General features: G+C 55.3%; 30 protein-coding genes. All 30 read right to left on the reverse strand.

What is annotated here, in order from left to right; genetic code table 11:
- Positions 1–2: 2 nt before the first annotated feature.
- Positions 3–1,151 carry a 1-deoxy-D-xylulose-5-phosphate reductoisomerase gene (gene dxr / locus NSS88_RS02615; RefSeq protein ID WP_055358543.1) on the reverse strand — a complete coding sequence of 383 codons (1,149 nt, stop codon included), beginning with the start codon at positions 1,149–1,151 and terminating at the stop codon, positions 3–5.
- Positions 1,152–1,171: 20 nt separating this feature from the next.
- Positions 1,172–1,966: a phosphatidate cytidylyltransferase gene (locus NSS88_RS02620; RefSeq protein WP_049624612.1), complete on the reverse strand. Its 795-nt coding sequence runs from the start codon at positions 1,964–1,966 to the stop codon at positions 1,172–1,174.
- Positions 1,963–2,736: an isoprenyl transferase gene (locus tag NSS88_RS02625; RefSeq protein ID WP_055358420.1), complete on the reverse strand. Its 774-nt coding sequence runs from the start codon at positions 2,734–2,736 to the stop codon at positions 1,963–1,965. Before NSS88_RS02625 ends, NSS88_RS02620 begins: the two co-directional genes overlap by 4 nt.
- A gap of 82 nt (positions 2,737–2,818) precedes the next feature.
- Positions 2,819–3,376, reverse strand: a complete 558-nt coding sequence (gene frr, locus NSS88_RS02630; protein ID WP_033008096.1) for a ribosome recycling factor — start codon at positions 3,374–3,376, stop codon at positions 2,819–2,821.
- Positions 3,377–3,378: 2 nt separating this feature from the next.
- Positions 3,379–4,101, reverse strand: a complete 723-nt coding sequence (pyrH, locus tag NSS88_RS02635; protein WP_033008098.1) for a UMP kinase — start codon at positions 4,099–4,101, stop codon at positions 3,379–3,381.
- A gap of 68 nt (positions 4,102–4,169) precedes the next feature.
- Positions 4,170–5,054, reverse strand: coding sequence for a translation elongation factor Ts (gene tsf, locus NSS88_RS02640; protein WP_033016875.1), 885 nt, complete (start codon positions 5,052–5,054; stop codon positions 4,170–4,172).
- A 158-nt stretch (positions 5,055–5,212) separates the two neighbouring features.
- Positions 5,213–5,920 carry a 30S ribosomal protein S2 gene (rpsB, locus tag NSS88_RS02645; RefSeq protein WP_021322279.1) on the reverse strand — a complete coding sequence of 236 codons (708 nt, stop codon included), beginning with the start codon at positions 5,918–5,920 and terminating at the stop codon, positions 5,213–5,215.
- A gap of 150 nt (positions 5,921–6,070) precedes the next feature.
- Entirely contained in the window at positions 6,071–6,697 is a 627-nt protein-coding gene (locus NSS88_RS02650; protein ID WP_033016877.1) for a hypothetical protein, read from the reverse strand.
- Positions 6,698–6,706: 9 nt separating this feature from the next.
- Positions 6,707–6,937 (reverse strand): hypothetical protein, encoded by a 231-nt coding sequence (locus NSS88_RS02655; protein ID WP_033016878.1) that lies wholly within the window; start codon positions 6,935–6,937, stop codon positions 6,707–6,709.
- Positions 6,938–6,956: 19 nt separating this feature from the next.
- Complete coding sequence (locus tag NSS88_RS02660; RefSeq protein WP_055358419.1) at positions 6,957–7,712, reverse strand: FliA/WhiG family RNA polymerase sigma factor; 756 nt, start codon at positions 7,710–7,712, stop codon at positions 6,957–6,959.
- Positions 7,713–7,752: 40 nt separating this feature from the next.
- Positions 7,753–8,250: a chemotaxis protein CheD gene (locus NSS88_RS02665; protein WP_033016882.1), complete on the reverse strand. Its 498-nt coding sequence runs from the start codon at positions 8,248–8,250 to the stop codon at positions 7,753–7,755.
- On the reverse strand, positions 8,250–8,879 hold the full coding sequence (locus tag NSS88_RS02670; RefSeq protein ID WP_033016884.1) for a chemotaxis protein CheC: 630 nt from the start codon (positions 8,877–8,879) through the stop codon (positions 8,250–8,252). Before NSS88_RS02670 ends, NSS88_RS02665 begins: the two co-directional genes overlap by 1 nt.
- Positions 8,880–8,902: 23 nt before the next feature.
- Positions 8,903–9,337: a chemotaxis protein CheW gene (locus tag NSS88_RS02675; protein WP_055358417.1), complete on the reverse strand. Its 435-nt coding sequence runs from the start codon at positions 9,335–9,337 to the stop codon at positions 8,903–8,905.
- 108 nt (positions 9,338–9,445) lie between these two features.
- Positions 9,446–11,446, reverse strand: a complete 2,001-nt coding sequence (locus NSS88_RS02680) for a chemotaxis protein CheA (RefSeq protein WP_055358416.1) — start codon at positions 11,444–11,446, stop codon at positions 9,446–9,448.
- Between the two features lie 12 nt (positions 11,447–11,458).
- On the reverse strand, positions 11,459–12,505 hold the full coding sequence (locus tag NSS88_RS02685; RefSeq protein ID WP_055358415.1) for a protein-glutamate methylesterase/protein-glutamine glutaminase: 1,047 nt from the start codon (positions 12,503–12,505) through the stop codon (positions 11,459–11,461).
- Between the two features lie 9 nt (positions 12,506–12,514).
- Positions 12,515–13,387, reverse strand: a complete 873-nt coding sequence (locus NSS88_RS02690) for a MinD/ParA family protein (RefSeq protein WP_049624605.1) — start codon at positions 13,385–13,387, stop codon at positions 12,515–12,517.
- Positions 13,381–14,493, reverse strand: a complete 1,113-nt coding sequence (gene flhF, locus NSS88_RS02695; protein ID WP_033015974.1) for a flagellar biosynthesis protein FlhF — start codon at positions 14,491–14,493, stop codon at positions 13,381–13,383. Before flhF ends, NSS88_RS02690 begins: the two co-directional genes overlap by 7 nt.
- Complete coding sequence (flhA, locus tag NSS88_RS02700; protein ID WP_049624604.1) at positions 14,490–16,535, reverse strand: flagellar biosynthesis protein FlhA; 2,046 nt, start codon at positions 16,533–16,535, stop codon at positions 14,490–14,492. Before flhA ends, flhF begins: the two co-directional genes overlap by 4 nt.
- Positions 16,536–16,553: 18 nt before the next feature.
- On the reverse strand, positions 16,554–17,636 hold the full coding sequence (gene flhB, locus NSS88_RS02705; RefSeq protein WP_055358414.1) for a flagellar biosynthesis protein FlhB: 1,083 nt from the start codon (positions 17,634–17,636) through the stop codon (positions 16,554–16,556).
- A gap of 1 nt (position 17,637) precedes the next feature.
- Positions 17,638–18,411, reverse strand: coding sequence for a flagellar biosynthetic protein FliR (gene fliR / locus NSS88_RS02710; protein ID WP_055358413.1), 774 nt, complete (start codon positions 18,409–18,411; stop codon positions 17,638–17,640).
- 6 nt (positions 18,412–18,417) lie between these two features.
- On the reverse strand, positions 18,418–18,687 hold the full coding sequence (fliQ, locus tag NSS88_RS02715) for a flagellar biosynthesis protein FliQ (RefSeq protein WP_033008116.1): 270 nt from the start codon (positions 18,685–18,687) through the stop codon (positions 18,418–18,420).
- Between the two features lie 15 nt (positions 18,688–18,702).
- Positions 18,703–19,371: a flagellar type III secretion system pore protein FliP gene (gene fliP, locus NSS88_RS02720; RefSeq protein ID WP_033008117.1), complete on the reverse strand. Its 669-nt coding sequence runs from the start codon at positions 19,369–19,371 to the stop codon at positions 18,703–18,705.
- Positions 19,364–20,020, reverse strand: coding sequence for a flagella biosynthesis regulatory protein FliZ (fliZ, locus tag NSS88_RS02725; RefSeq protein ID WP_061580826.1), 657 nt, complete (start codon positions 20,018–20,020; stop codon positions 19,364–19,366). Before fliZ ends, fliP begins: the two co-directional genes overlap by 8 nt.
- A gap of 24 nt (positions 20,021–20,044) precedes the next feature.
- A complete protein-coding gene (locus NSS88_RS02730; protein WP_033008120.1) occupies positions 20,045–20,404 on the reverse strand; it encodes a response regulator in 360 nt (119 codons plus the stop codon).
- A gap of 25 nt (positions 20,405–20,429) precedes the next feature.
- Positions 20,430–21,596: a flagellar motor switch phosphatase FliY gene (gene fliY, locus NSS88_RS02735; RefSeq protein WP_061580827.1), complete on the reverse strand. Its 1,167-nt coding sequence runs from the start codon at positions 21,594–21,596 to the stop codon at positions 20,430–20,432.
- Positions 21,586–22,590 (reverse strand): flagellar motor switch protein FliM, encoded by a 1,005-nt coding sequence (fliM, locus tag NSS88_RS02740; protein ID WP_341082925.1) that lies wholly within the window; start codon positions 22,588–22,590, stop codon positions 21,586–21,588. The genes fliY and fliM overlap by 11 nt, the downstream gene beginning before the upstream one ends.
- A 27-nt stretch (positions 22,591–22,617) precedes the next feature.
- Positions 22,618–23,046: a flagellar basal body-associated protein FliL gene (gene fliL / locus NSS88_RS02745; RefSeq protein WP_033015988.1), complete on the reverse strand. Its 429-nt coding sequence runs from the start codon at positions 23,044–23,046 to the stop codon at positions 22,618–22,620.
- Positions 23,033–23,257, reverse strand: coding sequence for a flagellar FlbD family protein (locus NSS88_RS02750; RefSeq protein WP_033016021.1), 225 nt, complete (start codon positions 23,255–23,257; stop codon positions 23,033–23,035). Before NSS88_RS02750 ends, fliL begins: the two co-directional genes overlap by 14 nt.
- A 50-nt stretch (positions 23,258–23,307) precedes the next feature.
- Entirely contained in the window at positions 23,308–24,105 is a 798-nt protein-coding gene (gene flgG, locus NSS88_RS02755; RefSeq protein WP_049624597.1) for a flagellar basal body rod protein FlgG, read from the reverse strand.
- Between the two features lie 17 nt (positions 24,106–24,122).
- On the reverse strand, positions 24,123–24,551 hold the full coding sequence (gene flgD, locus NSS88_RS02760) for a flagellar hook assembly protein FlgD (protein ID WP_049624596.1): 429 nt from the start codon (positions 24,549–24,551) through the stop codon (positions 24,123–24,125).
- Between the last annotated feature and the right edge of the window lie 17 nt (positions 24,552–24,568).

Here is a 24,568-nt window from a genome sequence, read left to right on the forward strand (position 1 = left end):
CTTTATGCTAATAGTGAGCGGACATAAGCGCGCACATCCGCGTCAATTTCGCGAATCTCTTCAAGCTGCGGATCGTCCACCGGCTGATGGCGCTCAAGAGCGCGCTCGATCCACTCCTCGATGGCCAAAAACGGAATGCGTCCGGCTAAAAACGCCGCCACCGCTTCCTCATTGGCGGCATTCAACACCGTCGGCAGCGAGCCGCCGCGTTTTCCAGCTTCATAAGCAAAGCGAAGGCAGCGGTAACGGTCAAAATCGACCGGGGCGAAATGGAGCGCCCCAAGCGCAGCCAAATCGAGCGGCTTGGCTGCCGCAAGCGGCAGCCGCTCCGGATAGGCGAGCGCGTATTGAATCGGGATGCGCATATCCGGCGTGCCCAACTGGGCTAAGATGCTCGTGTCGCGAAACTCGACGAGCGAATGGATGACGCTTTCTCGGTGCAGCACGACCTCGATCCGCTTATACGGCAACCCAAACAGCCAATGCGCTTCAATGACTTCAAACCCTTTGTTCATCATTGTGGCGGAATCAATCGTAATTTTCGCCCCCATCGACCAATTCGGATGGCGAAGCGCTTCTTCGACCGTCACATGAGCGAGCTCTTCGCGCGTCCGATCGCGAAAGCTCCCGCCCGACGCGGTCAGAATCAGCTTCTCCACGTGTTCACGCTTTTCCCCTTGCAAGCATTGAAAAATGGCGGAATGCTCGCTGTCAACCGGCAACAGCGGCACACCGCGCCGCTTGGCTGCCGCCGTGACAAGATGCCCGGCAACGACAAGCGTCTCTTTATTGGCGAGAGCGATCGTCTTCCCGGCTTCAATCGCTTTTAATGTCGGCACGAGGCCGACGCTGCCGACGACGGCGGTGACAACGACGTCCGCCTGCGGGCAAATAGCCGCCTCCACCAACCCTTCCTCTCCGTACACGACTGCAGTCCGCCCGCTGTACTCGCAGCGAAGCACTTCGTAAGCGTCTCGGTCGGTGACAGCGACAAGAACAGGGGAAAACTCAGCAATCAGCTTTCTTGCCGCTTCCACATTTTTCCCAACCGATGCCGCCGCCAGACGAAACTTGTCCGGATGAGCGCGCATGACATCGAGCGTTTGCTGGCCGATCGATCCGCTCGCCCCTAATATACTAATATATTTCAACATTTTCACTCCTCATCCGCTTATCGTACTGCTTCGATGAATATGTATAAGAGCGGCAGCACAAACAGCAGACTGTCAAACCGGTCCAAAATGCCGCCATGCCCCGGCAAAATCGCCCCCGAATCCTTCACGCCGTAATGGCGTTTGAAAGCGGACTCGACCAAGTCGCCAAGCTGGCCGAACATCGAAAGCAAAAGCGCAATCCCCACAGCTGCGCCAAGGCTGCCGAACGGGCCGACTGCCCATTCGTAAACGGCCGCGATGACAACAGCGCAGACGACGCCGCCAATGGCGCCTTCGACTGTCTTATTCGGGCTGATTTCCGGCCATAGCTTGCGCCGGCCGAACGCGCGGCCGAGAAAATACGCTCCGATGTCGGTCGCCCAAATGACAAACAGCGCGTAGACGAAGTACGCCAAGCCGGCCAAGCGGATCGCGGCGAAGCAGAAAAACCCGACGCCAACATACAAAACCGCCAGCACGACAAATGCTGCCTCATCAAACGTCAGCGCATTTTTTGTCACGACGGTGCCGACAAGCAGCAAAAAAGCGAGCGCGGCCAGCACACCGAACTTTGTCGTCCCGGACGCCAGCCATTCTTGGCCGTAAAGAGCGGGAACAAGCAGGAGCCAAAGGGCGGCAAACCCGGCGGCCCCAGCGAAAGACAACGGGGACATCCCTTTCATCCGCAGCAGCTCAAACAGTCCGACCGTGGCCAATATATATGTTACTATTATAAACGGAAATCCGCCAAAAATAACAATCGGCAAAAAGAGCGCCGCCGCTATGACTCCGGTGATGATTCGCTGCTTCATCGCGCTGACACTCCTCCAAACCGGCGGTCGCGGCGCTGGTAGGCAGCGATCGCCTCTAGAAAATGTTGCTCCGTAAAATCCGGCCATAAGACATCCGTAAACCAAAGTTCCGTATACGCCAATTGCCAAAGCATGAAATTGCTCAGGCGGATCTCTCCGCTTGTGCGAATGAGCAAGTCCGGATCTTTCAGGCCGTTCGTCATCAAGTATGAGGAAATGAGCGGCTCCGTAATATCGTCCGGCGCGAGCACCCCGCGCTTGACATCCTCAGCGATCCGCTTTACAGCGGCGGCAATCTCCGCCCGGCTTCCGTAATTGAGCGCAAAGTTTAAAATTAAGCCGGTGTTGCCGCTCGTTTCGTGAATCGCTTGCTCAACCGCCCGGCGCGTATGATCGGGCAACGCCTCCGTATGACCGATCACTTGGACTTTGACATTTTCGGCGACGAGCTCGGGAAGAAACGTCGTCAAAAACTGTTCCGGCAGCTTCATTAAATAGTCGACTTCCGTTTTCGGCCGTTTCCAGTTTTCCGTCGAAAACGCGTAAAGCGATAAAATTTCGATCCCAAGCTCATTGGCAAAACGGGTGATTTTGCGCACGACTTGCATGCCTTCGTAATGGCCGGCCACCCTCGGCAGCGCCCGTTTTTTTGCCCATCTCCCGTTCCCATCCATAATGATGGCAACATGGTTCGGAATCGGATGGCCAAGCACATCCTCTTTTGTCAGCGGGGCATCTTCCCGCTTCGCTTTTCGGATTTTATTAAACATACGAGTCCTCCGGGATCGTGTTTTGCCTTTCCATTATAGCAAAAAAACCCTCCATCAACATAGAGGGTTTGCATCGTTTTGCCTATACTTCCATAACTTCTTTCTCTTTCTCTTTTGTGATGGCGTCGATTTTGGCGATATGGTCATCGGTCAGTTTTTGCACATCATCAGTGTAGCTGCGAAGTTCGTCTTCCGTAATTTCGCCGTTTTTCTCGAGCTTTTTCAGCTCGTCGTTCGCGTCGCGGCGGATGTTGCGAACCGCGACTTTCGCATCTTCCGAATATTTTTTGACAAGCTTGGCCAGCTCACGGCGCCGCTCTTCCGTCAACGGCGGAATGACAAGGCGGATGACCGATCCGTCGTTTGATGGCGTCAACCCTAAATCCGATGCTAAAATCGCTTTTTCCATCTCTTTGATGACCGATTTGTCGTACGGCTGGATGACGAGCAGGCGCGCTTCCGGCACGCTGATCGAAGCAAGCTGGTTGATCGGCGTTTGGACGCCGTAATAATCAACCGTCACTTTTTCGAGCAGCCCGGCGTTCGCCCGTCCGGCGCGAATGCTTGCCAGCTCGCGGGTGAATGCTTGCACGGCCTTATCCATTTTTTCTTTCGCCTGTTGAATCACTTGCTTTGCCATCGTTATTTCCCCCTTACGATCGTTCCGATGTTTTCGCCTAAGACAGCGCGTTTAATGTTGCCTTCTTCCATGATTGAAAAGACGATAAGCGGAATGTTGTTGTCCATGCAAAGCGATGAAGCAGTCGAATCCATGACGCCAAGCCCTTGCTTGATGACGTCCAAGTACGACAGCTCGTCGTACTTAACAGCGTTGGCGTCAACGTTCGGATCGGCGCTGTAGACGCCGTCGACGTTGTTTTTCGCCATTAAAATGACGTCCGCTTCAATTTCCGCCGCCCGCAAGGCCGCCGTCGTATCGGTCGAAAAATACGGGTTGCCCGTGCCGGCAGCAAAAATGACGACCCGCTTTTTCTCAAGATGGCGGATCGCCCGCCGGCGGATGTACGGCTCGGCGACTTGCCGCATTTCAATCGACGTCTGCACCCGCGTCTCGACGCCGAGCTGCTCGAGGCTGTCCTGCAGGGCAAGCGAGTTCATCACCGTCGCCAACATCCCCATATAATCGGCTGTCGCCCGGTCCATCCCCATTTCGCTTCCCGTTTTTCCGCGCCAAATGTTGCCGCCGCCGACCACGATGGCGATTTCCACGCCAAGCTCAGCCACTTCTTTCACTTGTCTGGCGATCGACTGGATCACCGCCGGCTGAATGCCAAACCCTTGCTTTCCGGCGAGCGCTTCCCCGCTTAATTTTAATACGACACGTCGATATTTTGGCTGTTCCATGTCCGACCTCCATGATGCAAATCGCTTTGAAAAACAGGGAACACGCGCGTGTTCCCTGTTGCGGTCCATCACTGCTTTCTGACTTGGCTCATGACTTCTTCAGCGAAATTGTCTTGGCGCTTTTCAAGCCCTTCACCGACTTCATAGCGGATGAACTGTTTAACGGTCGCCCCGTTCGATTCCACATATTGGCGCACTGTGACATCTGGATTTTTGACGAACGCTTGCTCAAGCAGGCAGATGTCTTCGTAAAACTTTTTCAAACGGCCCTCAACCATTTTCTCGACAATATTTTCCGGCTTGCCTTCGTTTAACGCCTGCTGTTTCAATACTTCGCGTTCGCGGTTAAGTTCTTCCTCCGGCACATCCTCGCGCGAAACATATTTCGGATGGAGCGCGGCGATATGCATGGCCACGTCTTTGGCGACCTCTTCGCTGGCGTTGCCGGCTAATAACGTTAATACGCTGATGCGCCCGCCCATGTGCAAGTACGCGCCAAACGTTTCACCGTCCGCTTTGTTGACGACGGCAAAGCGGCGGAGCGTAATTTTTTCGCCGATTTTGGCGATCGCTTCGTTGATGTAGTCTTGGACGGTCGCGCCGTTGTCCATCGTTTGCCCGAGCGCCTCGTCAAGCGAAGCTGGTTTTTGTTTCAGCAAGTGGGCGGCCAGCTCTTTGACGAGCGTTTGGAACGACTCGTTTTTGGCGACGAAGTCCGTTTCCGAGTTCACTTCCAAAATGACGGCTGTGTTGCCTTCAGCAGCGACGTACGTCATTCCTTCCGCCGCGATGCGGTCCGCTTTTTTCGCCGCTTTGGCGATCCCTTTTTCACGCAGCCAGTCGATCGCCTTTTCCATGTCGCCGTTTGTTTCGGTGAGCGCTTTTTTGCAGTCCATCATGCCTGCGCCCGTTTTTTCGCGCAGCTCTTTGACCATTTGTGCTGTAATTGCCATGAATAAATCCTCCTTCTTTTGATCGCATATATGTATCGATGCCGGCAACGGATGCCCATTTTGCCCTTATTCGTTAGTATAGCCAAAAGTTGCTGACTTTTGTCTAAAAAAAGGTGATAAAAGGCTTTCCCCTCTTATCACCTTTCCTCCACCTTGCCTTACTCTGCTGCCACAGCGGCTTCTTCGCCTTGTTTCGCCTCAAGCACCGCATCGGCGATTTTCGACGTCAACAGTTTGACGGCGCGGATGGCGTCGTCGTTCGCCGGAATGACGTAGTCGATCTCATCCGGATCGCAGTTCGTGTCGACAATGCCGATGATCGGGATGTTCAACTTGCGCGCTTCCGCCACTGCAATCCGTTCTTTGCGCGGGTCGATGACAAACAGCGCATCCGGCAGTTCTTTCATGTCTTTAATGCCGCCTAAAAATTTCTCAAGCCGCTCTTTTTCTTTTTTCAAACCGATGACTTCTTTTTTCGGAAGAACGTCAAATACGCCATCTTCTTCCATTTTTTCAATTTCGCGCAACCGCTTGATCCGCTTTTGGATCGTTGCAAAGTTTGTCAGCGTGCCGCCAAGCCAGCGTTGGTTGACATAAAACATGCCGCAGCGTTCGGCTTCTTCTTTCACGGATTCTTGCGCTTGTTTTTTCGTGCCGACGAACAAAATTTTGCCGCCGTTCGCCGCCAGTTCGCGGACGAAGTTGTATGCTTCCTCGACTTTTTTCACCGTTTTTTGCAAGTCGATAATATAAATGCCGTTGCGCTCCGTGAAAATGTATTTTTTCATTTTCGGGTTCCAACGGCGCGTCTGATGTCCGAAATGGACGCCAGCTTCAAGCAATTGCTTCATTGAAATGACTGACATGCATGCTCCTCCTGTTTCCTTGTGGTTTTTGTGCCTCCGCCTGCCTCATCTTTCAGCAAGACTGGCGTTGCCAGCACCGTTGCTGAAATCATCAGGCGTGTGTATTCACACCATGTAAAAATATATCATAACCGCCGGCAGGAAATCAAGCTATTGTTCGCCCATTCGGCCGTTTTTTCGGCCAAATTTGAGCAGCAGTTCGACTTCTGTTTTTCCTTTTCCGAGCTTCTTCGCGATTTCTTCGACCGTCATCCCTTCGGCTTCGAGACGGCGGGCGATGGCGGCGGCATGGGCGGATGGCGGCGAAAAGTCGACTACATCTTCGATGGCGTCAACATCGGGAAAATAGTCCGACAGCGCGTCCATGGCGTCCGTTTGTTCAACCCGGCCGCTTCGCCCCAGCTCCGGCCGCTCCGATGCAGTTTGTTTCCGACCCGGCCTGTTTTCGCTGCCCGCTCCGTTTACCAGCCTGCTCTCTTTCTCATTGCTGGGCTCTGACTGCTGAGGCAGGCGGCTCTTGACGGGAGCCGGCGTCCGCTTGTCCGCCGCGGCGGCCGGTTTCGCGCTAAGCAGCGCATCCAACTCGGCCAAAAAGCGCTCATTTTCCTCTTTCCATGCCACGAGATGGGCCGCCATCGCCTCCTCAAGCTCCTCAGCCCGCCTCTTGGCTCTTGCTTCCTCTTCGCTTAGCCGCGACAAGCGCGTGTAAAGCAGGATGATCAACCAAAACGAAAACGCGTGCAGCAACAAGCTGACAGTCAGCCAAAATGCCTCCATCGTTGTTCACTATCCTTTGATGTCGATTGTTTTTCCTTTATAAGGATGACTCCCAAAACGGAGCGCGTCTCCCGCCCGTTTTCCCGTCACTTGGCGGCGCGCCTGCTCCGCTCGTTTTTCCTCCGCGGCTGCCCGCTGCGCCTGCACAACATGAGGGTGCTGCTGCGCCAAGGCGTGCTTGGACGCGGCTTCAGGCGCCTTCGGCATGACGCTTTGCAGCATCGGCAATTGGATGTCCATCTTCCCGCTTCCTTTCGCCTCATGAATCCCCGCTTAAAAAGCGGCGCAATTTCCACAGCGCTTTGGCATGAATTTGCGAAATTCTTGATGTCGACAGCTGCAAAAGACTTCCGATTTCCGTAAACGTCAGCTCTTCTTTGTAAAACAAACTGATGACGAGCTGCTCTTTTTCATTCAACCGTCGAATGCCTTCCGCCAACTGGTCGATCATTTCCCGCTTAATGGCTTCCTCTTCCGGGAGCAGGGCGCGGTCGTCCCGAATCGCCAGCGGCTCATCTTCGTCTTCAGCCGCTCCTTGTCCAAGCGGCAACCAAAGCGACCAAAACGTGTCGCTGGCCGCCGCCTGCACTTCCGCTTCCGTCATGCCAAGTTCAGCCGCAATTTCCTTCGCTGTCACCGATCGCATATACTGCTGCTCCAGCCGTTCGGCCGCTTCCTCGATTTTTTTCGCCTTGTCGCGCACACTGCGCGGCAGCCAGTCTTCTTTGCGCAAACCGTCCAATATCGCGCCGCGGATGCGGAACGATGCATACGTATCGAATTTCAAATCGCGCGATGGGTCAAACTTTTCAATCGCATCGTACAACCCGAGGAGCCCAAGACTGATCAACTCATCATTTGGCACAGAACTCGGCAGCGTCGCCGAAAGCCGCTGCACATGGTAGGAAACAAGCGGCATATAGCGCTGCACGAGCTCTTCAGCCGCGCGGCGGTCGCGGCCGTTGACCCAGTCGTCCCAATATTTCCGTTCTTCACCTTTTAGCGCGCTCCCCATCATTCTCCCCCTCGCCTCGCGGAAACCACATATCGTTCCATCATATTTCTTTTATGTCCTGGCACGCCGTGCGGATGGCCAGCACGCCCGTCTGCGGGTTAAACTCGATTGTGCGGCCGCTATGGCCCCCGACATCTTCGGCCACAATCGGGATATGAAGCCGTTCAAGCTGCCTTTTCACTTCCTCAACGTTGCGGGCGCCGATGCGCATCATGTCCCCGCCAGCTGCGGAAAACGAGAACATTTGCGCCCCTCCGGCCAACTTCGCTTTGAGCATGCCCTTCCGTCCTCCGGCGGCCAAGACGAGCTTACAAAGCGCTTCCACCGCTGTATCAGCGTATTTGGCGGCATTGACAACTCCCCCGCGCGCCATCGATGAATGCGGCAGCATCACGTGCGCCATACCGGCAACCGCTTTTCCGCTGTCATAAATGACGACGCCCACGCACGACCCGAGCCCGCATGTGCGGATGACGTTCGGCGCCACGACAACTTCCATTTCGGCAATGCCAACCTTCACTGCTTCTGCCGTCTTCATCACCCCTCCACACCTAACGCTCGAAAAATAATGGAAAATGATTCTGGGTCAGGAAGAAGGAAGAAATGGCCGTTAATGCTCTCATTTGGCCGCCGGTCATCGTAAATAGCTGTATCGATCAAAATGGCGCAATCGCCGACGCGCGACAGCTCAAGCAAGCCAAACGACAGCACCGCTCCGATCATATCGATCGCCAGCGCCGGCACGGACGGATGCAAGTTTAACCGGGTGAAATCGGCGAGCGCCGACAAGTATGAGCCGGCCAAAATGTTGCCAAGTTCCTGCAGCGCCGACCGCCCGAGCTCATGGGCTTCGCCTTGGAACGAAAACGAGCCATCGCCCGTCATTCGGCGGACAAACTTCTCGGCCTGGTCCGGCGGCAGCACGAAAAACATGTTTCCCGGCGCTTCGCCTTCGACGCGCAAATAGACGCATGCCACCACTTGCTCCGGACCGCCGATCAGCTCCATCATCTCGGCAAATGTCGCAATTTGGACGCGCGGCACAGCCATTTCGATTTTTTTGTTGAGCAGCATGGACAAAGCGGTCGCCGCGTTGCCGGCCCCGATGTTGCCCATTTCGCGCAAAATATCAATGTGTGTCCCTGTTAAGTTGCGAATGTCGTCCAACCGCAAACGCCCCTCTCTCCGTTTTATTCACTTAAGACACTTGCCAAATCGAGCAAAATGAGGAGACGCTTCTCGACTTTCGCCACTCCGCAAATGTAAGCGGCCCCGATGGCGCCGATCGCCTCGGGCGGCTCAATGCTCGCTGCCGGAATATCGAGAACATCGTTGGCCGCATCGACGATCAACCCGACTTCGATATCCCCAAAGACGGCGATAATCATCCGCGTCTGCTCCCCGTATGGTTCGGGCGCAAACCCGAACCGCTCGCGCAAATCGATAATCGGCGTGACGACCCCGCGCAAGTTGATGACTCCTTTGACATAAGGAGCCGTTCCCGGCACGCGCGTAATCGGCTGTATTTTTTCAATGGAACGAACGTATTGCACCGGCAAGGCATATTCTTCCTCTTGCAGGCGAAATGCAATCACTTTCCAATCCGTCTGCACGCTCATGCTCATCGGTCGCTTCCCCCTTTTTCTGTTCAGCTTCCTCGCCCGGCGCCGCCAACGAAAAGGCCGCGTCCGCCCGCGGCCTTTTTCCAGCTCCGCCGGCATACAGTCGGCTTTCTATTTGACAAGCGCGTTGCAGTCAATAATGAGCGCCACCCGGCCGTCTCCCAAAATCGTCGCCCCTGAAATGGCGAAAACAGAAGATAAATAGTTGCCGAGCGACTTCAACACGACTTCTTGCTGGCCGATAAACGAGTCGACCGCCAACGCCGCCAGCTTTTCCCCTTTTCGCACGATGACAGCCGGCACCGTCTCGCTGTCATCCGACACGCCCGGCACAGCGAACACGTCCTTCAGCCGGACGAGCGGTACAACTTTGCCGCGGAAATCGATGACCGGCTGGTTATGGACATAGAACACGTCTTCTTTCCTAATGAGCGCCGTCTCCATAATCGATGACAGCGGGATGGCATACGTTTCCGCCGCAATTTGCACAAGCAGCACCGAAATGATCGACAACGTGAGCGGCAGCTGAATGGAAAACAGCGACCCTTGGCCGGGCCGGGAATCGACGGCCACCGTGCCGCCGAGCGACTCGATGGTGCTTTTGACGACATCCAAGCCGACGCCGCGCCCGGAAATGTCGGAAATATGATCGGCAGTGGAAAACCCGGGAGCAAAAATAAGCTCATACACTTGCTCATCGGTTAAATGCTCAGCCGCCTCGGGCGAAACGATGCCGCGGTTGATCGCCTTTTTCAGCACTTTTTCCCTAGAAATACCGGCGCCATCATCCTCGATTTCAATAAAGACATGGTTGCCGCTATGGTAGGCGCGCAATTGGATCGTCCCTTCCTCCGGCTTTCCGCGCGCCGCCCGGACGTCCGGCGCTTCAATGCCATGATCAAGCGCATTGCGGAGCAAATGGACAAGCGGATCGCCGATTTCATCAATGACCGTCCGGTCAAGCTCCGTTTCCGCCCCGATTACATCAAGACGCACTTTTTTGCCGAGCTCGCGGGCGAGCTGGCGCACCATGCGCGGAAAGCGGTTAAACACCGTTTCCACCGGCACCATGCGCATATTTAAAATGATCGTCTGCAAATCGCTCGAGATGCGAGACATCCGCTCGACCGTTTCCGTCAATTCGGCATGGTTCAGCTCGCGGGAAATTTGCTCAAGCCGCCCGCGGTCGACGACAAGCTCTTCAAATAAGTTCATCAGCATATCGAGCCGTTCAATATTGACGCGGATCGTTTTCGTCGCCTGTTTGGCTGTTTGTTTTTCCGGCGCCTCCGCTTCGGCCTGAACGGCCGCCGCCTGCTCCATAGCGGCCGGTTGTTGGGGCGCAGCCGCTTTCTCGCTTTCTGCCGGCGGTTCATTGCTCGATAGCATAGACACCTTGACGTCATCAATTTCCGAAATGCCCATCAGCCGCTTTTGCAACTCATCGGCTGGCGCTTTGGATACGACCGTAACGAGAAACTCCCGGTCAAACTGTTCTTCCTCCAGCATCTCGACCGGCGGCATTGCTTTCACAATTTCTCCGACTTCATTCAGCTGTTCAAACACCATATAGACGCGCGCTGCTTTCAACAAGCAATCATCGCGAAGCCGAACGCGGATTTCGTAGACGGAAAATCCCTGCTCCTTCGCCTGCTCGAGCACATGGTATTCAAATTCCCCATACGCATGTTCAAGGGGCGGTTCTTCTCTTGCTGCCTGCTTGTTCGGCATCTCCCCTTGCTCGATTCGTTTCAGCTGTTCGACTGTTCTCCTTACATCGCGCGTTCCGTCGCCGCCTGCAGCGATGGAACTGATCATCGCCTCCAAATGGTCGACGGCCTCAAAAATGACGTCAAGCAATTCCGGGGTAACGGAAAGCCGCCGATTGCGGATGCCATCGAGCACGTTTTCCATTTGGTGCGTCAAATTGGCTAAATCTTCAAACCCCATCGTGGCGGACATGCCTTTCAACGTATGGGCCGAACGGAAAATATCATTCACCACAGACATGTCCTCCGGAGTTTTTTCAAGTTCCAACAGCCGCTCGTTGATCGACTGCAAATGCTCTTTGCTTTCATCAATAAATAAATCCAAATATTGGCTCATGTCCATGCCGTTTCCCCCTCACTCCCCGATCAATTGGACGATGGCAGCGGCGATGCTGTCAAGCGGAACGATGACATCAACGACGCCAGCCTCGATCGCCGCTCTTGGCATCCCAAAGATAACGGCTGTCTCGCGCGCTTCCGCGATCGCTTTTGTGTTCCCGCTTTCCTTCAGCTTTTTCACCCCCGCTGTTCCGTCGCTTCCCATCCCGGTCATGATCACCGCGATTTTCCGACAGCGGCGAATGGCAGCGAGCGACTCGAACAACACGTCAACAGCCGGACGATGGCCGGCGCGCGGCGGCGATTCGTCGAAACGGGCTTTAAGTGCGCCGCCTTCTTCGCGAACGATGAGATGGACGCCGCCCGGGGCGATATAGGCGGTGCCATTTCGCAACAGTTCCCCGTCTTCCGCCTCTTTGATCGTGATCGCCGCCAGTGCGTTGAGCCGGTCGGCAAGCGATTTCGTAAACCCTTTCGGCATATGCTGAACGATGACGACCGGAGCGGCAAAATCAGGAGGCAGCTGCGTCAACACCGTTTCCAAGGCGCGCGGACCGCCTGTCGACGTGCCGATGGCGACGACCGTTTTTTGGCTGCGCGCCGTTTGGGCCGGCGGGCGCCGGACGGCAAGCGCCGGGCGGTGGGCGGCGAGCGCCCTTACATTCGCCTCGCTTGCGTGCAGCACTTTGCGGATCAGCTCATCTTTTACTTTGTATAAATCAAGCGAAATCGGGCCAGACGGCTTGGCGACAAAATCCACCGCCCCGTATTGCATGGCGGTGATCGTGTTTTCCGCCCCTTCCCTCGTCGTGCTCGACACCATGACGACCGGCAGCGGCTGCTTGTGCATGATGCGCCGCAGCGTTTCGAGCCCATTCATAACCGGCATTTCGACATCAAGCGTGACGACATCCGGGCGCAAGAGGGCGATTTTGTCGAGCGCCTCTTGGCCATTGCGAGCCGTCCCGACGACTTCGAGGCGTGGGTGCTCGGACAAAAAGTCGCTGATCCATTTGCGCATAAACGCCGAGTCATCGACGACAAGCACCTTGATCGTCTTCACGTTCCGTCTCTACCTTTCTAGCAAAAATTGGCGCAGCATCGCAAAAAAGCGGGGGATTTGACCCGGCGGCGCCGGCTCGCCCTCTCTGCCCATCGCATAGCGCCAAGCCATTTGGCGGACGGCCTGGCTCGCCTTCGCCTTCGGGTCAAGCAGGACAAACGGCATCTGGCTGACGACCGCGCGGGCGACAACCCGGTCTTCCGGCACAATGCCGAGCAGGGCAATCGGTTTGTTTAAAAAGCGCGCCGCCGCATCTTTCAGCCGCTGAAAGACGCCATACCCTTCTTGCCCGCAGCTCGTGCGGTTGACAATGATCGAAAACGGCGCTTCGCTGCCGGCGGCATGCATGTATTTCATCATGGCATAGGCGTCCGTCACCGCAGTCGGTTCCGGCGTCGTGACGATGAACACATCGTCGACCGACTTTAAAAAATAAAGACGCTCTTCCGATGCCCCCGCCCCCATATCAAAAATGAGATAATCATAGCGCGAGGCAATGGCCTGCAGTTCAGCCAAAAAATAGTCGATGCCCGCCATATCCAACGTCCGCCATTGCGCAACGCCCGTCCCCCCGGCGATATATGATAGTTGCCCCGGCCCGCTTTTGACGATGTCCGAAAGGGGCAGCCGAGTGGAAAACCAATCCGCCAATGTAAGCGGCGACGATTGACCGAGCAAAATGTCGATATTGCCCATGCCGACGTCCATATCGAGCAACAGGACGCGAAACCCGAGTTCAGAGAGCGATACGGAAAGATTGAGCGAAAGGTTCGATTTGCCGACTCCGCCTTTTCCGCTCGCCACCGCGATCGTCCGCGGCGAAGCCGGACGCCGTGGACGGCTTAACGCGCGGCGAAGCCGTTCCGCCTGGTCTCTCACCATCGATCCGCTCCAAACAACAGATGGACAAACCGGTCGGCTGACGCTTCCACCATATCGTCCGGCACGTTTTGCCCATTCGTTAAATAGGCAACGCCAACCCGGCTCTCGAGCAGAAAATTGACGACCGCGCCGTACGTATCGGTCTCATCAAGCTTCGTCACGATCAGCCGGTCAATCGGGAGGACGGAAAAGCGATCATAAATGGCTTTCATATCATTGTATTTTCCGGTGGCGGCGAACACGAGAAACGTTTCCGTCTCGCTGTCAAATTCGATCGTTTGCTGGAGCTCGGCAACATAGTGCGGGTTGCGGAAATTGCGGCCGGCCGTATCAATGAACACAACGTCGCAATCGGCCAGGCGCTGCTTAGCCGCCCGAAAGTCATCGGCGTTGTAGCACACCTCGAGCGGAGCCTGCAAAATGTGCGCATATGTCTTCAACTGGTCGATCGCGGCGATCCGGTACGTATCGGTCGTGATAAATCCGACTTTTTTTTCATGTTCAAGCACCGCGCGCCCCGCCATTTTGGCAAGCGTCGTCGTTTTTCCAACTCCGGTCGGGCCAAGCAGCAGGCGATATTTTTTCGTTCCTGCCGTTTCAGCGAACGGGAGCGGCGAAAGAAGATCGCGCACCGCTTCTTTCGCCCAGCCGGCAACTGCAGCAGCGGATCTCTCTTTTTTGTCCGCATACCATCGCTCAAGCAGGCGGTCCATCACTTGGCGGATGTAGCCATCGGCGAGGCCTTGCTGCAGCAGCCGCCGCTCCGCATCCATAAGCGGCGGCGGGTACAACAGCGACGACGTCCGGCCGGCCATTTGACGGACGAGCGCTTTCACTTCCCGAAGCTCGGCGGCCAACAAACCGTCCGCTTCCTCCCGCCCCGCCGGCCGTGAAGAAGCGGGGGCCTTCGCCTCTGACGCGCGGCGCGGCAATGGATCGGGATCGATGCCGGCCAGCACCTCAATCTTCTTTTTGGCAAACAAGCCGAACAGTCCGCCCGTTTGAATCTCCTTCGAGTGCAAAATGACGGCATCGCGGCCGAGCTCGGCTCGGACCATTTTCATCGCTTCGTTCATCGACGGGGCGACAAATTTTTTCACTTTCATTCGATTTCCACCATCCCCACGCTTTGAACTTCGACGTCAGCTTCGAGCTCGTTGTACGACAGCACCGGGATTGACGGAAAATGGCGCTCCGTCAGCTGCCGGACATACATGCGCACCGCCGGAGAACAGAGCAAGATCGGCGTTTGGCCGGCGAACGGGTGGCGGTCGAGCGCCGCCGCCACCGCCTCGACAAGCGCCTGCGCCCGCGCCGGATCAAGCGCCAAATAGCGTCCGTGCTCCGTTTGCTGCACCGCATCGGCAATCGTTTTTTCCGCCTTGCCCGAAAGCGTAATGACACGCAGCGGTTCGCCCGGCACGGCGTACTGCTTCGTGATTTGCCGCGCCAGCGCCTGGCGGACGTATTCCGTCAACAAGTCGGTGTCGGCGGTCAGGCGGGCAAAGTCGGCAAGCGCCTCAAAGATAAGCGGCAAATTGCGGATCGACACGTTCTCTTTCAGCAGCTTGGCAAGCACTTTTTGGACATCCCCGACCGGCAGCGGATTCGGTGTGACATCCTCAACCAGCACGGGGTGCGACTCTTTCAAATGATCGATCAACTGTTTCGTTTCTTGGCGCCCAAGCAGTTCATGGGCGTGGGCCTTGAGCACTTCCGTCAAATGCGTCGAAACGACCGACGGCGGATCGACCACCGTATAGCCGAGCATTTCCGCGCGGTCTTTGGCCGCCTCGGAGATCCACTTCGCCGGCAGGCCAAACGCCGGTTCAACCGTGTCAATCCCTTCGACCGATCCGTCATCAATCCCGGGGCTCATCGCCAAATAATGGTCAAGCAGCAGCTCGCCGCGCGCCACCTCTTCGCCTTTAATTTTCACTCGGTATTCGTTCGGCTGAAGCTGGATGTTGTCGCGGATGCGCACAACCGGAACGACGATGCCGAGCTCAAGCGCGAGCTGACGGCGGATCATAACGATCCGGTCAAGCAGGTCGCCGCCTTGGGCGGCATCCGCAAGCGGAATAAGCGCGTAACCGAACTCGAACTCGATCGGGTCGACATGCAATAGTTGAATCACGCTCTCCGGACTTTTTAATTCGTCAGCCGCCGCTATTTCTTCATCCGGCTGGACGGCAGCCGCTTCCCCCTGTTTTTGCTGCTCGACAAATCGGTAGCCGCCAAATGCCAGCAGCCCGGCGATCGACATTGTCAACGCATCGTTGATCGGGGTAAACAAGCCGAGCAGGAAAATCGTTCCCGCCGTGACGTACAACATTTTCGGAAACGCAAATAACTGACGCATAATGTCGCCGCTTAAATTGCTGTCAGACGCCGCACGCGTGACGATGATGCCGGTCGCGGTCGAAATCAACAGCGCCGGAATCTGGCTGACGATTCCGTCGCCGACCGTCAACAACGTATAGTGCTTCGCCGCCTCCGCCATGTCCATTCCTTGCTCAACAACGCCGATCACCATGCCAAACAGCATATTGATGATCACGATAATAATGCCGGCGATGGCGTCGCCTTTTACAAATTTGCTCGCTCCGTCCATCGCACCGTAAAAATCGGCCTCTTGGGCGATTTTTTCCCGCCGCTCGCGCGCTTCCTGCTCCGAGATCATGCCGGCGTTCAAATCAGCGTCAATGCTCATCTGTTTGCCCGGCATCGCATCGAGCGTAAAGCGGGCCGCCACTTCCGAGACACGCTCCGCCCCTTTTGTGATCACAATGAACTGAATAATGACCAAAATCAAAAACACGACAAACCCGACGACGACATCGCCGCCGACGACGAACGTCCCAAACGTCTCAACGACGCCGCCCGCTTCCCCCTTGCTTAAGATCGAACGGGTTGTCGAGACATTCAACCCGAGCCGGAACAACGTCAGCACTAACAGCAATGACGGAAAAACGGAAAACTGAAGCGGCTCTTTCGTGTTCATCGCCGTCAGCAAAACGAGCAAGGCGAGGGAAATGTTGATGATGATCAAAACGCTCAGCAGCCATGTCGGCAATGGAATGACGAGCATGGCGACGATGAGCACAACCATAATTAACACGGATAAATCTTTGAGCTGCGCTTGCATGGTTTTCTCCCCTTGCTGTTACCCTTTTCGTTTGAGCCGGTAGACGTACGCCAAAATTTCCGCCACTGCCTTAAAAAACGTCTCTGGAATCATGTCGCCGACGTCCGTCTGCCGGTAAAGCGCCTGCGCCAACGGACGATTTTCAACCGTCACGACGCCGTTCGCCTTGGCAATTTCCTTTATTTTCAACGCCACATAGTCAGCCCCTTTCGCCACGACAACCGGCGCCTCCATTTTTCCATCTTCATACTTCAGCGCTACCGCATAATGGGTGGGATTGGTGATGACAACATCGGCATTCGGCACCTCCTGCATCATCCGCCTCATCGCCATCTCCCGCTGTCTTTGCTTAATGCGCGATTTAATGAGCGGGTCGCCTTCCGTCTTTTTGAATTCATCTTTAATGTCTTGCTTCGACATGCGGATGTTTCGTTCAAACTCAAAGCGCTGGTACAAATAGTCAAACAACGCCAAAAACAAGAGCGCGGCCGCAGCATACAGCCCCATTTTCACCGTCAGCGCGCCGACAATGGCAAGCATGGCGGCCGGCGGCCTGGCCGCAAGCGCCGTGAGCTCATCCCATCCCCCGAGCAAGAGCATAAACACGACCGCACCGATGATTCCAGCTTTTAACACAGATTTTAACAGCTCGACAATGGCGCGCAGCGAAAAAAGCCGTTTTATTCCTTGCACCGGGTTGAGGCGGTTTCCGTCGATTTTGAGCGGCTCTACGGTAAACAAGACACCGACTTGCCAAAAGTTGGCCAGCCCAGCCGCTAATACGGCGGCAGCAAAAAATGGAGCTAACAGAAGCGCCGCATGGCGAAGCCAGTCGAGAAAGATGGCATGAAGCGAATCAATCGTCAGCGGAGCGGCGGCATAATCGGAAAGCGCACGCGCGAGCATGCGCAGCAACCCGTCCCGCTCATACGCTCCCGCCAGCGACAAAACGAGAAACAGCGCGAGCAATACGATGGCGGCCACCGCATCGCTGCTTTTGGCGACCTGGCCTTTTTCCCGCACTTCTTGCCGTTTGCGCGGCGTCGCCTTTTCCGTCTTTTCCCCGGCGAAAAACTGCAAATCAAGCCGCCGTTCGCCCACGTTACGCGCCTCCCAACAGCTGCATAAACTCGCGCAGCGACACAAACATAAGTTGAAACAGTTCGCGCGCCGAGGTCAACATTCCCCCGATCGCCGCAAACAACATGAAAAACGCAGCCGCTGTCTTGAGCGAAAACCCGACAGCAAAAATATTCATTTGCGGCACGGCGCGGGCGATGAGGCCGAGCGCCACATCGACCAAAAAGAGCGATCCGACAAGCGGGGCAGCCATTTGCACAGCGGCGGCAAACATCGCCGCGAACGTGCGCACCGCATACTCAGCCGCCCGCCCGTCGGCAATGTGCGGCCACCGGTCAAGCGGCAGCCAGTGATAGCTGTAAAACAAGCCGTCAAGCAGCAAATGATGCCCGTCAAGCATAAGCAGCAGCAAAAGCGCCAGCGAGTGAAGATACTGCCCGAGCAACGGGCTTTGCACCCCGGTTTGCGGATCGATGACGTTGGCGATGGCAAACCCGATTTGAAAATCGATCAAGCCGCCGGCGACTTGCACAGCCGCCATGACGATGGCCGCGATCAAGCCGAGCGCCAGCCCGACGAGCGCCTCTTTGACGACGAGCAATACATACACATCATCCAATGGAAGCGACGGCTTCGGCCCTGCCAAAAACATAAGCCAGCTGAAAAAAAACGCCATTCCAATCTTGTACGAAGCCGGCACCGTCCGGTACGAAAAGAGCGGCATGGCCGCAAAAAACGAAGCGGTGCGGGCGAAGATGAGCAAAAACGCGGGAAAATACGTCCATAGTTGTTCCATCATAGATCAGCCTATAAATGAAGCCAAATTGGCGAAAATGTCATGGGCGTACGACACCATTTTCGAGAGCATCCACGGCCCGAACAAGACGAGCCCGAGCAGGACAGCAACGATTTTCGGGACAAACGCGAGCGTCTGCTCTTGAATTTGGGTCGCAGCCTGAAAAATGCTGACAACGAGCCCGACAACAAGCGACAGCAGCAGCAACGGACCGCAAACGATCAACACGATGTAGACGCCTTGTTCGGCAAGGCGGATGATAAAATCGGCACTCATAAACGCCACCCATCTTTATTGAAAGCTTTGCAGCAACGATTTGACGACCAAATGCCAGCCGTCGACAAGAACAAATAGCAAAATTTTAAACGGCAGCGAAATCATCACCGGCGGCAGCATCATCATTCCCATCGACATCAAGACGCTGGCAACGATCATATCGATGACCAAAAACGGGATGAAAATCATAAAGCCCATTTGAAACGCGGTTTTCAGCTCGCTGATCGCAAACGCCGGGACGAGCGCGGTAAGCGGAATGTCGTTGACCGTTTTCGGCTGCCCGGCGCCGCTGTATGATAAAAACAAGGCCAAATCTTGCTGTCTCGTATGTTGGCTCATAAACTGCTTGAGCGGAACAGCGGCGCGTTCGTACGCCTCATCCAAATCAATTTTTTCGGCAAACAGCGGCTCAAGCGCCTGATCGTGAATCTCTTTCCATGTTGGCGCCATGATGAAAAACGTCAAAAACAGCGCCAGCCCGATCAACACTTGGTTGGGCGGCATTTGCTGCGTGCCAAGCGACGTGCGCACGAACGACAAAACGATGACGATGCGCGTAAAACACGTCATCATGATCAAAATGCCGGGAGCAACCGACAAAATGGTAAGAAGCAAAAGCAGTTTCACCGATGTCGAGACATGCTCGGGCGCCATCGAGTTAAACATATGGACAAAGTCATTCATCGCCAGCCGTTCCTTTCTCTTTCAACCGCTTCAGCCACTCATTCCGCCTGTCGGCCATTCGGCTCATTTCCTCGGCAAACAGTGAGGAAAAGGACGGAGCCGAACCGCTTCCCCGTTTCGCTTTCGCTGTCCAATATTCACGAAGGCGGGACCCAAACGGGTGGAAGCTGGCCATCCGTTCGAGCCGCTCATTATGCTGCGCCAGCAGTTCGTTTATTTCGTCTTCATTGCTGATTTCCCGCAGCAGCTGGATCGAATCGCCAACGCCGATGATGAGCAGCCGGTTGCCGACTTTGATGAGCTGAACAGAGCGGTTTGCCCCGACGCTCGTTCCACCGAGATTCTCAATGAGACCCTTTGACCCGAAAACAGGCGAATGGCGGCGGGAAAGCCATTTTAACAGAGCGTAAAGAAGAACGAGGACAAAGACGGTCGCCCCGATGAGCCGGAGCACATCGGAAGCAGACACCGCATCAGCCGATTGATTCGCTGTCGGTTTTGTCTGTTGCCCGGCCGGCGCTGACGGCCCGCACGCATCCGGATGCTGCAGGCAATCGGCGACCGTCGGGCTTTGGACAGCCGACACCGGCGGCGCCCCAAACAAGATGGCTGCCGCCAGCAATCCCGCTGCCCATCGCCGTATGGCCATCAACATCCCCTCACCTCTAATCGCCTAGCCGATCGTTTTGTTAATCGCTTCAATGACGCGGTCCGCCTGGAACGGCTTGACAACGAAATCTTTCGCCCCGGCTTGAATGGCGTCAATGACCATCGCCTGCTGCCCCATCGCCGAACACATGATCACTTTGGCGTTGCTATCGATTTTTTTTATTTCTTTAAGCGCCGTAATCCCATCCATCTCCGGCATCGTAATATCCATCGTCACAATGTCAGGGCGCGTCTCCTTGTATTTTTCGACCGCCTGTCTCCCGTCCGCCGCTTCAGCGACGACCTCATGCCCATTCTTCGTCAAAATGTCTTTAATCATCATCCGCATAAACGCAGCATCGTCGACAACAAGCACTCTTGCCATATCTCCCTACCTCCTGCCATGCACATTATTTTAGCCGTTTTAACCGATCGCTTTGGCTGACAATGTCGGTGATGCGCACGCCGAAGTTTTCATCGATCACGACCACCTCGCCTTTGGCGATCAGCTTATTGTTGACAAAGACGTCGACCGGCTCGCCGGCCAGCTTATCAAGTTCGATGATCGACCCAGTGGACAATTGCAAAATCTCTTGCACCGAGCGTTTCGTCCGTCCCAGTTCAACCGTCACTTGCAGCGGCACATCAAACAGCAGCTCCAAATTGCGCGCCTCCGCCGCGGCAAGCGGTGGGGCGTCAAACTCAGCAAAATCAGCTGCTTGAATATGCCGCCCAGCTGCGCTTTTGCCTTCATCCAGGCGCTCAGCCGGCGCCTCCGGGAAACGGTTCGCCGCCGGGGAAGAAGGGGCGCCGGCCTCCGCATAGGCGTAGGCGGGCTGCGGCTCCGGCTCCACGGACAGCGGCGCCCCGGCCGGCAGCTCAGGCCGGTTTTCCTCCCCCCCTTCCGCCGCACCAAGCAAATAGGTGACCAGTTCTTTGGCAAAATCAACGGGCAGCAGCTGCATGATGTTCGAATCAATTAACGTGCCGATTTTCAGCCGGAACGACACTTTAATCAAAAAGTCTTCATCCGGCAAATATTCCAGACCTTTTCCTTCGCTCAAATCAAGAAGATGGATCGTCGGCGGGGAAATGTCGACCCGCTTGCCAAAAACAGTCGACATCGACGTCGCCGCTGACCCCATCATTTGGTTCATGGCTTCCTGCACGGCGCTCAGCTGAATTTCCCCAAGCGCGCTGTCGGGCGCCGTTCCGTCGCCGCCAAGCATCAAATCGGCGATAATGGCGGCGTCCCGCTGCTCAATGACCAGCAAGTTGATCCCGTGAAACCCTTCCGTGTAATTGACTTGAATGGCGACATACGGCCGCGGGAACTCATCCGCGATGCGCGTCCGCTCGATCACCGAGACGTTCGGTGTCGTAATCTCGACTTTTTGGTTCAATAACATGGACAGCGCCGTCGCTGAGCTGCCAAAGGAAATATTGCCAATCTCCCCTAGAGCGTCCTGCTCGAGCGGGGTGAAAATATCGTGAAGCGCCGGTGCGCGGTCACGGCTGTCCATTCCGCGCAACAGAGCATCGATTTCATCTTGCGACAACATTCCGTCATTCATCATGTCCTGCTTCGTCCCCCTCGATCATCGCTAAAATTTGCACCGCCAGCTTTTTGTTCCGTTTCCCCGGTTGGCCGATAAATTTCGGAATATGGCCGATTTTGATGACAAGCGGATCATGGATCGACTGCCCGAGCTGGATGACATCTCCGACCTCGAGCTGCAAAAATTCGCCGACGGTAACAGCCGCTGTGCCAAGTTCGGCGACAATCGGCAGTTGAGCCGCGCGGATGCCTTGCTCAATTCGTCCCGCTTCCTCGGGGGAACGCTCTTTTTTTTGCGCCTGCATCCAGTACTGCACCGACAGCCGCGGCATAATCGGCTCCAAGACGACATGCGGAATGCACACATTCATCATGCCGCGCGCTTCGCCGATTTGCGTGTTGAGCGAAATGACGACGACGGTGTCGTTCGGCGCAATCATGCGCAAAAACTGCGGATTGACTTCAAAATCGACAAAGAGCGGGTCGACTTCCGCCACCGATTCCCAAGCGTCGCGCCAATGGACAAACGCCTTGTCAAACAAATTGGACATGATGCGTGTTTCAATCTCAGTCAAATGCTCCACTTTATCCATGCCGACGCCGCGCCCGCCCATCACCCGGTCAAGCATGGCGTAAGCGATGTTCGGGTTGACTTCCAAAAGGACATGCCCGCCAAGCGGCGGCACCTCAAAGACATTGATGATCGTCATTTTTGGGATGGAGCGGACAAATTCTTCGTATGGAATTTGGTCGGCCGATGCGACCGAAATTTGCACATATGTGCGCAACTGGGCGGAAAAAAACGTTGTCAGCAGACGGGCGAAATTCTCATGAATGCGCGTCAGGCTGCGGATTTGATCTTTGGAAAACCGGAGCGCCCGCCGGAAATCATACGTTTTGACGCGTCGGCCTTCCTCTTCTTTTTTCAGTTCTTCCGCATTCATTTCTCCGGCCGAAAGCGCGGCAAGCAGCGCATCAATTTCACTTTGCGATAGTACTTCGCCGGCTGTCATGTCACCTTCCCCCCTTCGGATGGCAGGCTACTGGAGGATAAAGGAGGTAATGTAGACGTTCTCCACTTTCCCTTCCTGCATTAACGCATTAATCTGTTGTTTCAGCTGCTCTTTCAACGCCGCCATTCCTTCTTTTCCTTTAAAGTCGGCCGCTTTCATTTCCGAGAGCTGTTCGATGATTGCATCCTTAATCTGGAAATCACGCTTCTCCGCTTCTTCTTTTCCTTTGTCGCTGTCGGTTTGAATTTTAAAGGAGATTTTAATATAACGGCCGTCCGCCAAATTCGTTGTCATTTCCGGAATGTCGATCGAACTGTCCGCCAGTTCATCGGCGCTTGGCGCCTCCTGTTTTTCTTTGCCGGTCAGGTTCATAACGGCAACAAGCGCCGCCGTGCCGGCCAAGGCAATGACCGCTAGCACGATGACCATCGTTTTGAGTACTTTATTCCCTTTCACGGTTCAATCCTCCTGCTTCCGGCAAGCGAAACGCGCCAATTTGCCGGTAAAATTCGCTCGCCAACGCCGCGACTTGTTCGACCGTCTCGCGCACGACGAATTTTTTTCCGTTCGTCAGCGTCACGGTCGTGTCGGGAAATGCCTCGATTTGTTCGATGTACAACGCATTGAGCACAAACCGTTTGCCGTTGAGCTTCGTCAGCGGAATCATCGGCAAGCGGGCATCAGCGTCCAACAACAGCTGACGCCCTACCTCCTATTCTACTTTTTCAAGTTGACAAGTTCTTGCAAAATTTCATCCGATGTCGTAATGATGCGCGTGTTTGCCTGAAAACCGCGCTGGGCGACGATCATTTCCGTAAACTCCTCAGCAAGGTCGACGTTGGACATCTCAAGCGCCCCGGAGACGATGGTTCCTGTTCCGTTCGCTCCCGGCGCCCCTGTCGTTGGCGCGCCGGAGTTGATCGTTTCACGGAACAGGTTGTTTCCGGCTTTCTCCAATCCATCGTTATTAGAGAACTTAGCCAGCTGAATCGTACCGATCGTCAGCAAGTTTCCCAAAGCGTTCACAATATTCACCTTGCCGTCAGCCCCGATGCTTAAGCTTTTCGCATCCGCCGGAACTTTCAGGCGGCTATTTCCCACACCGAGCAAATATTGGCCATCGGCATTGACAATATAGCCTTGCGAATCGAGATAAAAATTCCCGGCTCTCGTATACATGCGATTGTTGCCCTCCGCATCGCCGACAACAAAAAACCCATCCCCCGAAATCGCCAAGTCGAGCACGCGCCCGGTCGTTTGCAAGCTTCCTTGCGCATGGACGGTGTCGATGGCAGCCAACTGCGAGCCAAGCCCGACTTGCTTCGGATTCGTGCCGCCGCGGCCGGCGTTCGGCCCTCCCGCTCCGGAAATCGTTTGGCTCATTAAATCTTTAAAGATCGTTCGTCCTTTTTTAAACCCGTACGTATTGACGTTGGCGATATTGTTGCCGATAACGTCAAGTTTTGTTTGGAAATTGCGCATGGCGCCAATGCCGGAATACATCGAACGAAGCATTCGCTCCCTCTCCCCTCTTATTCGTGTTGTTCGACTGTCATCACCGCGTCAGCGGCAATCGTCGCTCCGTTATCGAGCCCGAGAACAATGTTCCCGTCTTTTTGCGTCACCGATTTGACAACCGCGCTCATCGTTGCATCGCCTTCTTGCCAGTGCACCGTTTTGCCGATCCATTCGCTGTAGCGCAAAAGCGCATCACGGCTTGACACTTGCATCCATTTCTGCATCAAATTGGCGATGTTCATCATTTGCTCAAGCGAGGAGAAGCTCGCCATTTGCGCGATAAAGTCTTTATCTTCCATCGGATTGAGCGGATCTTGGTTTTCGAGCTGGGCGAGCAAAATTTTGAGAAAGTCGTCTTTTCCTAAAATTTGATTACCCGTTTTCCGTTCCGGCTGAACCGCGTTTGCCATCCATAAGCTTCCATCAATCACATTCGTTGTCATCCTCGTTCTTTTTCCCC

Source organism: Geobacillus sp. FSL W8-1251, assembly GCF_038005945.1.
GTDB lineage: Bacteria > Bacillota > Bacilli > Bacillales > Anoxybacillaceae > Geobacillus > Geobacillus stearothermophilus.